General features: G+C 49.1%; 15 protein-coding genes. 10 read left to right on the top strand and 5 right to left on the bottom strand.

Going from position 1 to position 16,309, the window contains the following annotated elements:
- Both M655_RS23795 and M655_RS23790 read left to right on the top strand, forming a co-directional pair.
- Window positions 1-660: a PilN domain-containing protein gene (locus M655_RS23795; RefSeq protein WP_005830874.1), complete on the top strand. Its 660-nt coding sequence runs from the start codon at window positions 1-3 to the stop codon at window positions 658-660.
- Window positions 661-678: 18 nt separating this feature from the next.
- Window positions 679-1,566, top strand: a complete 888-nt coding sequence (locus tag M655_RS23790) for a type 4a pilus biogenesis protein PilO (RefSeq protein ID WP_005830872.1) — start codon at window positions 679-681, stop codon at window positions 1,564-1,566.
- A 111-nt stretch (window positions 1,567-1,677) separates the two neighbouring features.
- On the opposite strand, the gene psiE is transcribed toward M655_RS23790, so the two are convergent.
- Window positions 1,678-2,094 carry a phosphate-starvation-inducible protein PsiE gene (gene psiE, locus M655_RS23785; RefSeq protein WP_005830870.1) on the bottom strand — a complete coding sequence of 139 codons (417 nt, stop codon included), beginning with the start codon at window positions 2,092-2,094 and terminating at the stop codon, window positions 1,678-1,680.
- Between the two features lie 220 nt (window positions 2,095-2,314).
- Here psiE and M655_RS23780 point away from each other — a divergent pair, with 220 nt between their 5' ends.
- Window positions 2,315-3,073: a metallophosphoesterase family protein gene (locus M655_RS23780; protein WP_026558192.1), complete on the top strand. Its 759-nt coding sequence runs from the start codon at window positions 2,315-2,317 to the stop codon at window positions 3,071-3,073.
- Between the two features lie 212 nt (window positions 3,074-3,285).
- Here M655_RS23780 and M655_RS23775 read toward each other — a convergent pair whose 3' ends face one another.
- From M655_RS23775 to M655_RS23760, 4 genes are all read right to left on the bottom strand, one after another.
- The gene (locus tag M655_RS23775) at window positions 3,286-4,275 is read right to left on the bottom strand and encodes a hypothetical protein (protein WP_026558193.1); all 990 of its coding nucleotides are present in this window, start codon (window positions 4,273-4,275) and stop codon (window positions 3,286-3,288) included.
- 462 nt (window positions 4,276-4,737) lie between these two features.
- Window positions 4,738-5,277 (bottom strand): hypothetical protein, encoded by a 540-nt coding sequence (locus M655_RS23770; RefSeq protein WP_026558194.1) that lies wholly within the window; start codon window positions 5,275-5,277, stop codon window positions 4,738-4,740.
- 440 nt (window positions 5,278-5,717) lie between these two features.
- Window positions 5,718-7,385, bottom strand: a complete 1,668-nt coding sequence (locus M655_RS23765) for an MDR family MFS transporter (protein WP_026558195.1) — start codon at window positions 7,383-7,385, stop codon at window positions 5,718-5,720.
- Entirely contained in the window at window positions 7,382-7,831 is a 450-nt protein-coding gene (locus M655_RS23760) for a MarR family winged helix-turn-helix transcriptional regulator (RefSeq protein ID WP_005830858.1), read from the bottom strand. Before M655_RS23760 ends, M655_RS23765 begins: the two co-directional genes overlap by 4 nt.
- A gap of 272 nt (window positions 7,832-8,103) precedes the next feature.
- On the opposite strand from M655_RS23760, the gene M655_RS23755 reads away from it, so the two are divergent.
- From M655_RS23755 to M655_RS23725, 7 genes are all read left to right on the top strand, one after another.
- A complete protein-coding gene (locus M655_RS23755) occupies window positions 8,104-9,891 on the top strand; it encodes an amidohydrolase (protein ID WP_026558196.1) in 1,788 nt (595 codons plus the stop codon).
- A 157-nt stretch (window positions 9,892-10,048) separates the two neighbouring features.
- Window positions 10,049-10,480 carry a GNAT family N-acetyltransferase gene (locus tag M655_RS23750; RefSeq protein WP_235694660.1) on the top strand — a complete coding sequence of 144 codons (432 nt, stop codon included), beginning with the start codon at window positions 10,049-10,051 and terminating at the stop codon, window positions 10,478-10,480.
- Between the two features lie 193 nt (window positions 10,481-10,673).
- Entirely contained in the window at window positions 10,674-11,456 is a 783-nt protein-coding gene (locus M655_RS23745; protein WP_193373876.1) for an ABC transporter ATP-binding protein, read from the top strand.
- 12 nt (window positions 11,457-11,468) lie between these two features.
- Window positions 11,469-13,349 (top strand): ABC transporter permease, encoded by a 1,881-nt coding sequence (locus M655_RS23740; protein WP_026558197.1) that lies wholly within the window; start codon window positions 11,469-11,471, stop codon window positions 13,347-13,349.
- Between the two features lie 127 nt (window positions 13,350-13,476).
- A complete protein-coding gene (locus M655_RS23735) occupies window positions 13,477-13,959 on the top strand; it encodes a hypothetical protein (protein ID WP_005830845.1) in 483 nt (160 codons plus the stop codon).
- Window positions 13,960-14,055: 96 nt separating this feature from the next.
- Window positions 14,056-14,913 carry a hypothetical protein gene (locus M655_RS23730; protein ID WP_026558198.1) on the top strand — a complete coding sequence of 286 codons (858 nt, stop codon included), beginning with the start codon at window positions 14,056-14,058 and terminating at the stop codon, window positions 14,911-14,913.
- A gap of 305 nt (window positions 14,914-15,218) precedes the next feature.
- Window positions 15,219-16,256, top strand: coding sequence for an ABC transporter substrate-binding protein (locus M655_RS23725; protein WP_005830841.1), 1,038 nt, complete (start codon window positions 15,219-15,221; stop codon window positions 16,254-16,256).
- Window positions 16,257-16,309 lie beyond the last annotated feature (53 nt).

The raw sequence follows: 16,309 nt of genomic DNA, 5'->3' as shown, positions 1-16,309 counted from the left end.
TTGGTTACGATAAATCTGCTTCCGCGAAAGAAGCGGTTATTTACCGCCTCGCATATCGTATTGTCAGGAATCGGCTTGACGTGGGTAGCTGCTGCCAGCTTTCTCTGGCTCACGTATGGCTCAACGAATGAGTCGGTCACTCTCTTGAAACAGGAAATCAAAATGAAGGAAACGGCGATTGCTGCCCTGCAAAAACAGGCGGTAGCCGTGCAAGCGGACGACTCGCTGGATCAGTATGTGCTTTTTTCCGAGCGGATGCAGCAGTTGTTTTTGCCGACGAACCTGCTCATGGACGAGATAGCGCACGCTTTGCCCGAGCATGGCCGCCTGGACAGCATCAAGTATAGCTTGAGTGGCAGCATTGAACTGGAAGGCAGCTTTGAGCAGTATGAAGATGTTGCTGCGTACCTCCACAATTTGCAAGCCTCTCCCTACGTCGTGAAAGCGGAAGTTACCAGCATCAAGGCGAGAGAAATCAAATGGCAAGGCCCTGTAGATGACCAGGGAAAACCGCTGTCGGCCATTTTGAGCACCGTTGGCGGAAAGCTGCTCCCTCGCTATACTGCTTCCCTGAAAATAAAGGCGATTACTGTTGATTTGCAAGAGCTGGTTGCCAAGGAGCAAGCTGCCGCAACAGGAAAAGCCGAAGTGAAGAAGTAAGAGGAGGGGAACCGTTGCATGGGAGAAAAGACGCGTCAGATTGCACTCTTCATCTTTGCGTTATTGTTCGCTGCCTTGGCAGGGGCTTACTATTTATACATCGTACCTGTTACGGACCAAAAGACGAGCTTGCAGGTGCAGCTTGAGAAATTGAAACAAACCTTTGACCAGTTGCAAAGCGCACAGGCGACGGAGCCGACAACCCCAATGGTGATCTCCAATAAAATCCTGGAAGCGATCCCGGTTAGGCCGTATGCGGATCAGCTTATCAAGGACCTGGAGAGGCTGCAATCCGTCAGCCAGATTTCGATTGAAGAAGCCTCCTTTTCCGAGCGGGAAAAACTGTCTGCAAAAGAATTGGCTAATCAGCTCACCTACATGGATCAAGCTGAGGGGGGAGAAGCGCAGGCAACACTCGAAGGAGAGGTACAAAAGCTTGATGAAAAAGCGCAGAAGATCGCCAAGTCCGCGCAAAATGCGGGTTCATCGGCCGGACAACCAAAGCCGGCTGCCGGGAAAGAAGAGCGCCAGGTGAAGGCGGAAATGATTGAAAAATACTTGCCGCCAATTCCTTTTCATAGCGTGGAAATTTCCCTCAAGATCAAAGGCGATTACAAGGAAATTTATCGCTTTGTGAGCGAAATGCAAAAGATGTCGCGTTATTTGCGTGTCGATCAGCTCGACTTCAAATCGAACCAAAAAGACGAGTTTGTCATTCCGGAAGACACGAAAATGGTCGCAACCGTCAAGCTTACGAGCTACTTTGCGCCCCAGTTTGAAAAGGATCTGGAAAAGCTGCCAGCCGTGCAGGTGGAAGGGCCTGCGGGCAAGTGGGACCCGATGCAGTACGAAACGGTCAAAAAAGAAGAAGCATCTGTCGGGACCACTGCGAACGAAGCGAACTAGCCGTACAAACCGCAACTGATAAGAGTGAAGCCTCCCAGCCTGTTAGGGAGGTTTGTTTTCGATAGAAAAAGGCTGACAGCTCAAGTTGCTGCCAGCCTTTTTCCGCTTGATTTATTTCCCTGGCCGTTCGACCGGAGTTTTGTTAATGATGTAATAGCTAATAATCAAAATCAGAATCACGCCGGAGTAAATCAGCGTGTTGAGCGGGCTGTGGTGATCCACGATAATCAGACGAACCATAGCCGTTATGCCGATGTAAAGAAAATAGCGCAGGGGAAAATGGTAGTTCTCGCGAAAGTACTTGACGATCATGGCAATAAATTCGAAGTAGAGAAAAAAGGCAATGATAGCTTCGAGAAATTCGTTCAGCGAGGAATCGCTCGAGATCATCATTTTCCCGAAGTGGATCAGCTCCTTGCCGAGCAGCACGACGAGGATGACGGCCAGGATAATCAGGGCGAGGTTGAGGATCAGTTGGAGCAGGGACGGAACGGAGAAATGCTTGATAACGGCTTTGACATGGTTCATGACGGTGGCCTCCTGTGGAAAAAATAATCGGACAAACACAACCGTTACAATATGTTATACAAATATAATTAAAATTCAGAATATAATCAACGCATCTAGCGAAAGTGACATACTATTTACACAATCAAAAGTGAAGTCTCCCTTCGCACAAAATGGCTGGCTCATAAAGGCGAGGGGCGGTATCATTTGTGACAAGACTGTCTGAAAGGAGCGAGCCTTTTTGAATCAGCATCAAAACCAGAACCATGCCATCGCCGTCATTTCTGACATACATAGCAATGTCTTCGCGCTCGAGGCGGTTTTGCAGGACATTGACGCGCGGGGGATTCAGACGATTGTGAACCTCGGAGACGCGCTGTTTGGCCCGATTGCCCCGGTGCAAACCGCGGAGCTGCTGATGCGGCGCACGGATGTCGTCCACATTATGGGCAACTGCGACCGCTATTTGCTGGAGGGGGTGCTGGCTTCCCCCACTTTTCAGCATGTGAAGCCGCTGCTGCGCGAAGACGTGCTCGACTGGCTCCGCACGTTTCGCAAGCAGTGGGTTTACGAGGACCTTTTGTTCTGCCATGGAACGCCTTTTGCGGACGATGAGTATCTCATGGAGCGGGTCGCTCCGTACGGGACTGACGCGAAAAGCGTCACCGAACTGATGATTGAGCTGGCGAATGTACCGCAGAACGTCATTTTTTGCGGACATACGCACGTGCACAGATCGGTGTGGCTGCCGGATGGAAAATGGATCGTCAATCCGGGGAGTGTCGGGCTGCCCGCTTACTTTGAAGAGAAGCCCCATCCGCATTTCATGGAGTCGTTGACCCCGCACGCGAAGTATGCGACGGCCACGCGCCAAGGAGACTCCTGGAAAGTGGAGCACATCCTGCTTCCGTATGATTATGAAAAAGCGGCCAAAATCGCAGAGGAAGCCGGGCGCATGGACTATGCCCATGCGATCCGGACGGGCAGAGCGCGGTTGTAAAACGAGCATAGCGGCCGAGGGCCGGGCAACAAAAAAGGGGGGCACGTCGATGTGCTCCCCTTTTTCTTCTATATGTCATGGAGTCATTGACGCCGTACGCCAAGTATGCGACGTCCACAAGGTGAAATTCTCCCTTTACCAAAAAAAGAGAAAGTACCTTGGATTTCACACCTAAAAGTAGTTCTCCAAGATACTTTCGAAATTTGGATTAATTACTTGTAAAATTCTAAATCTGAGTCACTCGTATAATACGGGCAATCATCGGCCATATGTTCTACTAATCCTAATTGCCCCCATTTGGATTTAACTTTAATCATACTTGCTTGATCTTTTCCAGGTGCAGGTGGGCCAGAATAAACTGTCGTAACTATCCCAGTGTGTTCATTACCTCTTACATCGTAGTAAATTTTGCTATCTCCAGAAGCAGAACTCTTTTTTTTATAACTCCCATCTGTCATATAGGCGCCAGGGTCATTCATCCAATATTTGTTGCTAGAAGAAGTACTGTACCAAGCATAGGAATGACAATTGTAATTTGTTGTAGCTGATCTTAGGAGAGTAGTACGAGGATATGCCCTTTCAACCTCCCGATCCAGAGCTTTAATCTCCGCAGAAGATAAACGTTCCCCTAGTTGCAACACTTCCACCTTAGTGCCCTTTGGTGTCTTTACATATATAGCAGCCGCTGCCCGTTTTGGTTCTTCCGTAAGCTCTTCCACTTCTTCTACTTCGTTTGGAGATAACTTCTCTTTAATCTCACTTTGTTCTAAAATAATTTCAAGATTCTTCAAGTCTAACATTTCATCTGAAGATGCTTTCTTAACTCCCTTCGATTCTTTTGTCACTTTGTATTTCTCAAGTAGCTTCGAAGCAGCATCTTCTCTTTTCAGCAGTTCCTTTAGACCGTTGAAATTGGATGAAACAGCAGAAAAACCTTGTTCAAAAGAATCGTATGCATACATGTCGATCAGGAACGGATAGTCTAAAACAGTTTCAACAAGCTCTTCGGTTGACAATTGTTCCAAAACATCCTCAGGTATTTGGCTTACCTTTTGGCGTTCCATTTTGCTTTCAAGTGCTTTCCACTCAGTTGTTCCGGGTTTCACGGGGTACTCATATCCGCCAACTTTTTCTGCACTAGCAGGTGCGACTAAGCTTATCGCTAATAAAAACACGGGCAAAGCTCTCTTAAATAATTTCATACCTTTCCTTCCTTTTCATACGATTTGGATGTGAATGCTAATCAAAAAGTTGACCATTTTTGGAGCAAACGCTCATCTTCGAGTTGACCACCTACGATGCTTTTTTTCACACAAAGTAGCATTTTATTTCCTGCACCAAGGATCGTCAAGGATAAAGGGTAAACCCCTTGCTACGCAAGCCCTTGACGATCCTTGGCTCAGTAAAAACATTTGCAATTAGGTGTGAAAATGATGACGTGTGCTCAAACTGTCAGGTGGGTAACTTTATGATGAGCAAAGTGGTCAACATTTTGGTGAGCGTTCACATTTGGAAAAAATAAAGAAATGGTCAATCTTGAAAGTTGTTCTAAAATCTAACCTCCCATCGCATTAGATTTCATATATGGTTTGATTCTTTGATGAGCAAAAATGATTATCTGTTTCCTTAGTTCAAATGAGCAACTTTGTTTCAATTCGAAAGCATTAGTAAGCATCTGTTTTTATTACAAATCCAAATGGATATTCCTTATCATCTTTATAAGCATTGATTCGAAAACCTCTATAAACCGTTTGAGACGGTTCATCGTTCGAATTTAAAGCAGAAGCGAAGTGCTTCTCTAATTTGAATTGATATTTATTGTCTATCCGGGTAAAGGCAACATTCTTGATTTCTTTATCCGTATATAATTGTTCACCTTTAGAATTTAGGAGAATGTCCAAAATAGTTATGTTATCATATACTGTTTCACCAAAATCGATGGTAACTGTCTCACCGTTTTTGTAGTATTTAATCTCTTGGGGAACTGTTGGGTCAAACGCAAATTTGAATTGGTCTTTGAGATTTTGATTACCGCTTAATTCATATAATTTAATAGTGTCTGCTCCAATCATTGCACTTCCCTGCTTGCTAATTGGATTTTCAGTGACACTACTATTCTCTTCCTTATTGTCAGTGGCCCCCCCACATCCGCTAATTCCCACTAAGATCAACAATAATAATAGAAAGTTTTTTAACAGGTTCATCTTCGTCACCCCATTTAGGAATTGTCATGTTTCTATTTGTGAATTCTATTGTGAAACAAAATCCATAAAAAATATATCATAATTGGAATTAACAGGGAACATGACCTGCGTTCTATTTCAAAATAATGTAAAAAATCCTTTATTCAAGAGAGTTCTCGAAATCGTATTGAACTAAAACAAGCAGCTTTGTACAGTTCCCATACGAGTTCCCTTGCCCGCGAGTGCTCCTGGAAAGTGGAGTACGTCCTGCTTCCCTGCTTCCGTATGATTATGAAAAAGCGGCCAAACTCGCAGAGGAAGCCGGGCGCGTGGACTATGCCCATGCGATCCGGACGGGCAGAGTGCGGTTGTAAAACGAGCATAGCGACCGGAGTGTCGGGCAACAAAAAAGGGAGGCACGTCAATGTGCTCCCCTTTTTCTTCTATAATATGTCTTACTCTCAAGCTTTTCCTGCAGCCTGCGCACCGTCCCATTCGGCGGTACTTGTCGCCCGCTTTTCGTTTTCGGACGATTTTTTTTGCTCCGGGGTGTTTTGGCTGCGCAGCGGGATTTCTTTCAGGAACAGCGCGATCACGACCGCAAAGCCAGCGACAATCGCTCCGGTCAAAAAGGTGGTCGTAATGCCGTAGCTCATCGCTTCGCGGATCGTGTCCAGCATGTGGGCAAACACGGTCTGCGACTCAGGCGGCAAGCTGTGCAGCGCCGCTTCGATTTTGGGCTGATCGAGCAAATTTTGTGGATTGGTGAACAGCGACAGCTTTTCAGCCAACGCCGGATCAGCAGGCATCGAGGCAGCGCCCTGGCTCATGGTAGCCGAGAGCTGGTTCATTTTTGCAGACATGCTGGCGCTCATGACGCTGCCCATGACGGCAATCCCGATCGTACCGCCCAGGTTGCGGAACAACTGGGAGGTAGCGGTGGCGACACCCAGCTCCTGCGGTGCGACTGCGTTTTGCACAGTCAAGGAGAAGACGGGCATCGCGATGCCCATGCCCAGGCCGAGCACGATCATGTACAGCACGAGCAAATAAATCGGCGTGGTCGGCACCATGAAGTACATCAGCACCATGCCGAGCGTCATGACGAGCAGCCCGCTGATCGCCATCTTTTTGTATTTGCCTGTTTTGGTCATCAATTGTCCGGCGAGCGCAGACGTCACGAGCATGGCAATCGACATCGGCATGGCGACGTAGCCTGCCATGGTAGGCGAGATTCCTTTTACGCCCTGGACAAAAAACGGAACGTAGATGATCGCTCCCATCATCCCGGCATTCAGGAAAAAGCCGACCAGATTGGAGACGGTGAAAATGCTGTTTTTAAACAAGCCAAGCGGCAGCACAGGTGTTTTTACCCGCGTCTCGACCCACAGGAACACGAGCAAGGACACGACGGTGACAGCCAGGAGGCCGAGAATTTGCCAGGAGCCCCAGGCGTATTTGTGCAGGCCTTCTCCTGCCCAGGAAAAAGCAAGCAGCATCGGAACGATGGTCGTCGTCAAGAACAGGGAGCCGAAGTAGTCGACGGATTCGCCCTGGCGTTTTTCCACCTGCGGAAAATGAAGCAAAATCAAGGTGAAGGCGATCAGCCCGATCGGCAGGAAAATCCAGAATACCCAATGCCAGTCGAGATGATCGACAATATATCCGCCGAGGAGTGGACCCGCGACGCTGGAAACGCCGAATACCGCGCTCATGACTCCGGTCCATTTGGCTCGCTCGCGAGGCTCATACAGGTCGCCCATGGCGGTGAAGGCGGTGGACATGATGATACCGGCACCTGCCCCTTGAATGGCGCGATAGGCGATCAACTGAAAGATCGTGGCGGAAAAGCCGGATAGCAAAGCGCCGATGCTGAACAGCCCGATCCCGGCCAAAATAAACGGCTTGCGCCCGTAAATGTCCGACAGCTTGCCGACCAGGACGGAAGCGACGGTGGAAGTCAGCAAGTAAATGGTGATGGCCCAAGAGTAATAATCCATGCCGCCCAGCTTGGCGATAATGCGCGGCATGGCGACGCCGATGATCGTTTGGTTGATCGCGGAAAAGAACATCGCCGTGATGATCGCGATCATGATCGTCACTTTCTTTTTTTCGGTTAACCCGTTCATGCGTGATTCTCCTCTCTTCGCTGTTCGATGTTAAGCAAGACTTGCCTGTAGATGCGGTTCAGGTGCTGAAGGTCTTCTTCCGACAGCCCGGCAAACAAGTCTCCGATCGTTTTTTTCAGTTCCACTCTGTATTGCTGCAAAATCGCTTTTCCCTTCTCGGTAATTTCCAGGTAGACTACCCGGCGATCGTGGCTGACCCGGCTGCGGCTGGCGTAACCGCAGGCGATCAGTTTATCGGAAAGGCTGGTCACTGCTCCGGGAGTGATCTGCAAAAGCTCGGCCAGAGCCGACGCTTTTTGCGGACCGTTTTTATCCAGCATCCGCAGAAGCATGGCTTGCGACGCGGAGACGAGCGGGTCCAGCCGCTTGTGCCATTTTGCTGAGACACTTCGCTGCACCTGGATGTAGAGCTGTTCAAAATCAGTAAGACCGGATTGGCTCGGCATGCTAATCGCTCCTGTTTTAAGTGTAAAATAATATATATGGTTAATAATTAAATACTTGAAACATTAATCAGTGTAAATGTTCTGCTCGGGGATGTCAAATCTACCTTTTACCAAATGAACCAGTTCATTCGATGAAAATCGAGGTGTTTCGCCAAAAATCGGGAAAAAAGTCGAGTTTGCCGGAGGGATTTCATGGAATTTTCTGAGTTGTGGTGCTACAATCAAGTTTGTCGTGTTTGGCATCATGGAAAAAGAGATAGGTGGGGATTTTTTTGTTCGGAAAAAAATGGACCAGCGCATTGCTGGCAACGGCGCTGATGATTCCGCTGCCCGCATTCGCTGCGCAAGGAACGAGCCAGGCGGCGGGACAAGCCTCTGGTCAGGCGACTGCGGATGCTGCGAAGCAGGCAGTCGTGCAACCGGCCGATGTCGTGTTGTCGGGCGGCGCCGTGTACACCGTGGACAGAAACAGAAACTGGGCACAGGCTGTCGCGATTCGCGGCGGCGAGATCGTCTACGTAGGCACGGATGAGGGCGCAAAGGCGTACATCGGGAAAAGTACGAAGGTAACCGACTTGAAAGGGCAAATGGTGCTGCCAGGCTTCATCGACAGCCATACCCATGCAAGCAAAACAACCGGGCTGATCTATTCCATCGACCTGTTTGACGCGGGCTCGATGGAGGAGTACACAGAGGTGGTTTCCGCGTTTGTCAAGGCGCATCCACAAGAAGTAGCCTTGCAAGGACGCGGCTGGAGCAATCCGGTAGCGCCGGGGATCGGTCCGCGCAAAGAAGTGCTGGACGCCATCGTGCCAAACATTCCGATCGCTCTGACCTCGGATGACGGACATTCTCTGTGGGTCAATTCCGTCGCGCTGAAACTGGCGGGCATTACAAAGGAAACGAAAAATCCGGAAGGCGGCATTATCGAGCGCGATCCAGAGACAGGCGAACCGTCGGGAACGCTGCGCGAAAAAGCAATGGATCTCGTGCTGTCCAAAATCGGCGGCTACACCGTGCAGCAGTACAAAGCGGGAATCGAGGAGTATCAGCACAAAGCGGTTGAGCGTGGCGTGACGACTGTCCGCGACCCGGACATGCTGCGCTATCCGAACGTGCTGGAAGCGTATGAGGAGCTGGCTCGCGAAAACAAGCTGACTATCCGTTTTCGCAATGCCATCACCGCCAACCCGGACAAAGGACCTGAGCAGATTGCCGAGTTTGTGAAAATTCGCGAGCGCAACCAAAACCCGCTGTTCCAGGTGAACGCCGTCAAAATTTTCATGGACGGAGTCGTCGAAGGTGCTACTGCATACCTGGAAAAGCCGTATGAGCACAAGCACACGAACGGCGAATTGATCTGGAAGCCAGAGGTGTACAACAAGACGGCAGCGGCCGCTGACAAGGCGGGCTTCCAACTGCACGTTCACTCCATCGGCGACGCTTCCACCCGGATCGCGCTGGATGGCATGGAGTACGCGGAACAGCAAAACGGCAAACACGATGCCCGTCACTCGCTCGTTCATTTGCAACTGGTCAACCAGGAGGACATCGCCCGCTTCAAAAAGCTCGGAGCTGTCGGCATCGTGCAGCCGTTCTGGTTCATGCAGGAGGACGGCTACTACGACGAGATCGAGGTGCCATATCTCGGCCAGGAGCGCGCAGAAAAAGAATACCCGATGAAAAGCTTCCTGAATCAAGGCGTGCATGTAGCGTCCTCTTCGGACTACATCGTGACGCCTGAGTTCAATCCACTCCACGGCATCCAGCAGGGCATTACGCGCATCGAAGACGGCGTGACCGATCCGGCGAAAATCGCCAATCCGAATGAGCGCGCCACCCTGCCTGACATGATCGCCAGCTTCACGATTGACGGCGCGTACGCCAACCACGTCGACGACATCACCGGATCGATCGAGGTGGGCAAAAAAGCGGACCTGATCGTGCTGGACAAAAATCTGTTTGCGATCCCGGCTACAGAGATCAAGAATGCGAAAGTCGTGCTGACCTTGGTAGAAGGAAAAGAAGTGTACAGCCTGAAAGCTGCTGCTGCAAAATAAACCAGCCCCCCAAAAATGGCCATCCGTGCTGCGATGGCCATTTTTCTTTTGGCGATGCGTTGGCTTTTTTTACAAATTCAGCGGGATTTTGTATGTTGGTCGGGGAATCGGTCAGTACATGCCAAAAGCTGAATAGGAAAAGAAAGGGAGAGAGAAAATGCTGCAAATACGCAGAGCACACGTGGACCAGGCAGGCGCACTGAGCGACCTCTGTTTTCGTTCCAAAGCCTATTGGGGCTACAGTGACGCATTCATGGAGGCATGCCGCGAAGATTTGACGGTGACGCCAGATTATATAGAGACGGGGCTTGTGATTGTGCTGGAAGACGAGAATCGTCTCTTAGGGTTTATGGGACTGGAACAACTTGAGGAAAGCGGCCGCTGGTTGCTGAAGGATTTGTTTGTCGAACCAGACGCAATCGGTAAAGGCTATGGAAAAACATTGTGGGAGCACATGCGGAAGCTAGCGAAGGAGTTGCGGATTGGCAGCCTATTGATCCATAGCGCCCGCATGCGGAAGCGTTTTATTTGGCGAGGGGAGCAAAGCGCATCGGGGAGAGAGACAACAGCGACAAAGCCATCCCGTTAAGGATAACGGACGGCTTTTTTGCATTCCAAAGCGCTTGGCGCCCTCCGGAACCAGCCAACCTTACCTTTCCCCTTCCACGACCTTACAAAAACGAAAGCGAACTGTAAGGTAGATCAATAGCTCCTTATATGGAAACGAGTTACAGTAAATAGCGAAGAGAACCACGGTAGGCAGCCGAATGCCAAAAAAACGAATGGAGGAACAACGAGTGAGTACAGCCGTACTGGAAGTCAAAAACGTCCAAAAAATATACGGGACAAAGGGCGAGAGCCAGTCCCACGCCTTGAAGGGCGTATCGCTGACGATCGAAAAAGGAGAGTTCGTAGGAATCATGGGCCCGTCCGGCTCGGGGAAAACGACGCTCCTGAACGTCATCTCCACGCTGGATCGGCCATCGGAGGGCTTCATCCAGATAGCCGGAACGAACATTACACAAATGAAACAAAACCAGTTGGCCGATTTCCGCTCGCAAAAGCTCGGTTTCATTTTTCAAGATTTCAACCTGCTGGAAAATTTGACGGTGTACGAAAACATCGCGCTGCCGCTGTCGCTGCAGGGCGTGCCTTCCAAAGAGATCAGCGCCAAAGTGAACAAGGTCGCGCAAACGCTTAGCATCAGCGAGATTTTGCAAAAGTATCCGGTGCAAATTTCCGGGGGACAAAAGCAACGCGCTGCGGCGGCGCGCGCACTGGTGCATGAGCCGGCGATTTTGCTTGCGGACGAGCCGACGGGTGCGCTCGATTCGAAAAACGCGAAAAGCTTGCTGGAAACGATGTCCGACCTGAACGAAAACCACCAGGTGTCGATCATGATGGTCACGCACGACGCTTTTAGCGCGAGCTACTGCAAACGCATCCTGTTCATCCAGGACGGCAGCTTGTACACCGAAATTCACCGCGAAACGGACCGTCAGCAATTTTTTAAACAAATTTTGGATGTACTGGCTGAGCTGGGTGCAGCTCATGATGGGCGCTAGGAGGAAGTTGTCATGTTGTGGAAGCTGTCGTTATCGAGTATGCGCAAGATGATGAAGGACTACCTGGTGCTCTTGGTCGGACTCGTCATCTCCATTTCGATTTTTTACATGTTCCAGACGTTAGGCATGAATAGCGAGTACGTGAAAGCGAACTCGATGATCCGCTCGATCGGGATCGTTTTCAATGTAGGGGCCTTTCTGCTGGCGTTCATTACGATCTTCTACATCTTTTACGCGAACTCGTTTTTGCTCTCGCTAAGACGCAAAGAGCTGGGGATGTACATGGTGCTCGGGGCGAAGAAAGCCAGGATCAGCCAGATGTTGTTCGGGGAAACTTTGCTGATGGGAGTTGTCTCCCTTGTGATCGGCAGCCTTGTCGGAATCGTGTTGTCCAGCGGAATCGGGCAATTGCTGATGAGCTTGCTGGACATTTCCACTGAAGGGTACCATCCGTTTTACTTGCCGTCTTTGCTGATGACGTGGGGCTTTTTCCTCGTGCTGTTCCTGATTACGTCGACGATCAACGCCATTCGGCTGGCGCGGGCGACAGAGCTGGATCTTATACGCGCCGAGCAGCAAAATGACAAAGTCAAGGCAAAAGGCGTCGGCACGATTGTCGTGGCTATCCTTGGGATATCGCTGGTAGCTTTTGGCTACTACTTGTTGACTCACCTCAGAGAATACGTCGCACTTGGCTTCATCGTCGGGGCTGTCGTGACGACGATTGGGACCTATCTGATCTTTATCTCGCTCTTGCCTGTATTCGTCCAGATGTTGAAGAACAACAAAAAGCTGAACGACCGTCAATTGAATGCCTTCACCTTTGCCCAGCTTCGTTTTCGGGTCAACAACCTGACGAAAATATTGGGAACCGTCGCGATGCTGATCGCCTTGGGCGTCGGCGCGATGGCGGGCGGGCTGGCTTTCCAGCAAAACGTAGAGCTGGTGGCGAGCATCGGGCGCATCTACGACATCACCTTGCACGATCCGGTCGAGGAAGATTATCAGGCGCTTGCCAACATGCAAGTGCTGGAGCAAAATACGTATCGCTACAAAAAGGACGAGAAAGCCTACTACTTTACCAAAGAAGACTTGCTGGCGCATCCTCCGCTCATCTCGACCAATACGATGGAGCAGTATTCGCCGGATAACGAGCCAAAGCGGGTGACGCAGCCGCTGCCGGAAAAGGCGTACATCATGTATAACGATCCGGCCGAAGATCCGCAGCTTGCCTCGGTGCCGGATGAGTGGAGCCAAGCGATTTCCCGCGAGTTCATCAGCAGTTACGAGATGCTCTCGGACCATGCCGTGCAAATCGTCGACCAGGAGACGTATGCGGCAATCAAGGGCAGCGAGCACAAAGTTCTCGTGGCGCAAGTGGATGACTACCTCAAGTACAAAGCCGACTTGAAAGCGATGGACGAGCGCCAAATGAAGCTGCTCAAGCCTGAGCATGTTGACGAGGACCATGAAGTCTCCATCAACTCCAAATACAGCACGTACCAGCAAGTGTACGCTTTTACCAGCGGCACGATGTTTATGGGCTTTTTCCTCGGGATTGCGTTCCTGGCGATGATGGCAAGTTGCCTGATGTTCAAAATTTTGTCCGGGGCCACCCGCGACAAAGACCGCTACAGCATGTTGCGAAAAATCGGCGTGCGCAAGGAGCTGCTGGTCGGCTCGATCTACAAGGAGCTGTTTGTCGTGTTCGTCTTCCCGGCTTTGCTGGGCCTGCTGCACGTGCTCGTTGGGATGGAAATGTTTTCGATCATCCTGCTGGACCCATATGTAAACATCTGGATTCCAACGGTCATTTTCGTAGCCGTGTACGCGATCTACTACTTCGTCACAGTTCAGCTCTACCGGGGAATTGTGTTGCCGAAAGAAGTGTAGTAGAAGGAAGTAAAAAGGAAAAATCCTCCTCGCATGAGGGGGATTTTTGGTTGTGGGGCGAGCGCTTATCGTTAGCCAAAGACAGTGGAGTCTATTGAGAGGTGGAATCTGAGGAAGCCCAGGGCTAATGCTTGACCCAATGTACACAACTCAGTTTGAGACGAGGGCAAGTCGATTAGAACTGTCAAACCAGAAAATGTTAGGTATAATAAAAGCACTCTCCAATGATTTACATTTAAGTATTATAAATGGTGTTTTTTATGCAAAAAAGGAGTTGAGTTTGATGAAGGGGAGAAAAATACTAAAAATTTCGACGTGTATTGTTCTACTCATGACAGTGGTTGCGGGGAACTTTGGTGTTGAAGCTCAAGAAGTAGAGATTACTACCTCAAAAATAAAACAAGGCCCTTTTAAAATTGGCGTAATTGGCTATGAGCAAAATAGCGCTGTCGGTAAAACAATTGAAGAAGCTACCCGTGAACAGAGAAGTCTTGGTAAAGTAGAGGAATCCATCCAAATACTAGAAGAGGATATTCAAGAAATTCCAGATGAGATCGATGCGCTTTGGATCGCTGAATCGAATCTAAAGGACACGAAGGTGAAAAAATAGTATAAACAAGCTAAAAAAGAACACAAGCCTTTTTATATTTTCGGCGAAAAACTTGATGCGGAAAATATCATAAACACTTTTGAACCGGATTTGGGTTTGTCCCCTGAGTATCCGAAAGATTCAACATACTCGCTTGATCTGTTTGGTTACAAATTTGAAAATAACCAGGTGAAATTGCCATCTGTTATCTCGATTAATCGAGAAAATCAAGGCTATAATCTGGAAGATCTCGAGAATATCACAAAGAGATACAATATTAAAATAAATAAGATCGCTAACCCTCGAAAATCCCAAAATAGCTTTCTAAGTCCAAATATAGCCAAAGCAGCGGGAATAGACGTGAACCTTCCAGATTCATTTTCAAATATATACACTTGGGAAACGGAAATGAATAACTTTATTGATATTAATTCTACCCAACAGAGACTAGCAAAATCATACCATGTCTGGGAAGTTTATAAAGATGACACTCCCTCTAACCCTGATACAAAAAGCTATGTCTATTTCCGTGCAGACCAGCCGCTTAATGAGATTGAAGTTTTTGAATCGAGAGAATTTGTGGACAGACTTGATGCGGATAAAACAAGTAATATCATTACAAAAGGGTGGCTTCCTGATGATTCCAGTATTTCTGGTAGTGTAGATTTTGATCTTACATGGCCTCCCGGCGCGAGTGTATCTTGGGATACATCTGGAGACATAGAGATTTTTGATTCAAATGGAAGTCTTTCCGGCGATTGGCATGAATTTAAGGTAGAGGACAATGAGTATTTTGATGATGTTCTAAGGGAATCTGATGTTTGGGTATCTTCACAGTCGTACACGATTAGTCAGAATGCAAAGGGACATAAAATAGGTCATGACTTCGAGGCAACAATCGATGGCCATTCTGGCCGAGCAGAGCCAGCGGAGGTTGATAACGGGGATACTTCCGGTAACTTGTACTTCTGTTGAGTGGTAAGAAGGTAAACCCTTTTTAAATCTTATTCCTATTTTCTAGGCACTCGGAATGAACGGAGTGTCTTTTTTTATGCCAAAAAGACCGTCAAAACCCTCGCAAAATCCGGGACAAAACGGTACTTGGGGCGAATGACTACTTCATTTCGCCTCGATCAGCAAGGCACGAAAATCGAACATATCTGCATATTCTAATATTGACAAAGAAAATGATAATCATTATCATTTAATAGTGGAAGACATGACCATCGCCAGTAATCATCTTTAGAATGCTTGCAACGTAAAAAAGGGGGAGTCATCGCATGCGTATCACGAAGTTACCAATCCTGCTCGTCTTTTTGTCTGCCATGCTTCTGTTGGCAGCGTGCGGGAACGGAGGGACTGCTACTCAAAACGCCCAATCCGGTTCCGGGCAGGCACAGCCGGCAGCATCTGCGCAGCCAGAGGCAGACAAGGCGGCGGAAGAACAAGTGCGCACTGTCAAGCACTTGATGGGAGAAACGACAATCAAAGGCGTTCCTAAGCGCGTTGTTGCTCTGGAATGGAGCAGCGCTGAGCATGTTCTGGCTCTCGGCATGCAGCCTGTAGGAATTGCCGATATTCCAAATATGAAAAAGTGGGTCAAGCTCCCTGTGGAAATTGCCCCGGATGTAGTGGACGTGGGAAGCCGCGTCGCGCCAAACTTGGAATCTATCATGCTCCTCAAGCCTGACCTCATTATCGGCATGAAGCGCAACGTGGAAGCGAACTACGACGAGTTGAGCAAAATTGCGCCAACCATCGCGTTTGAATCCAACCCGGCAGAAGGCCAGGGCGATCAATATACCCAAATGATTGCCACTTTTAAGGAAATTGCCGATATTTTGGGCAAAAATGCGGAAGCAGAAAATGTGCTGAAAGAGCTCGACAAAACTTATGCAGAGGCAAAAGAGCGAATTGTCAAAGCTGGCATGGACAAAACGCCAATCGTACTCGCCATGGGTTACAGCAACCAGAACGCAGTAGAATTCCGTCTGTCCACGGACAACTCTACCGCGATCCAAATTCTGAACCGCGTCGGACTGACCAACGCATACAAACCTAAGAAATTTGAGATGAACGGAATGACGACGACAGACGTGGAAGCACTTCCTGCGCTCCAGGATGCCAACTTCCTGCACATCATTCAGGACGATGACAACGTCATCGAGAACCAGTTGAAAAACAACCCGGTTTGGAACGGCCTCAAATTTGTCAAAGAAAATCGCATTTACGCATTGGGCGGCGACATGTGGCCATACGGCGGTCCATTGTCCGCACAAATCATGGCGAAAAAAGCTGCTGATCTGCTGGCGAAATGAGTCTGGCCAAGCGTGAAAGCGATGCCCCAAGCGGCATCCATCAAGCCCCTTCT

The sequence above is a fragment of the Brevibacillus sp. NSP2.1 genome, from assembly GCF_000470975.2.
GTDB classification, from domain to species: domain Bacteria; phylum Bacillota; class Bacilli; order Brevibacillales; family Brevibacillaceae; genus Brevibacillus; species Brevibacillus agri.
Note: the sequence above shows the minus strand (reverse complement) of the source record. Positions and strands in the feature narration are given on the sequence as shown.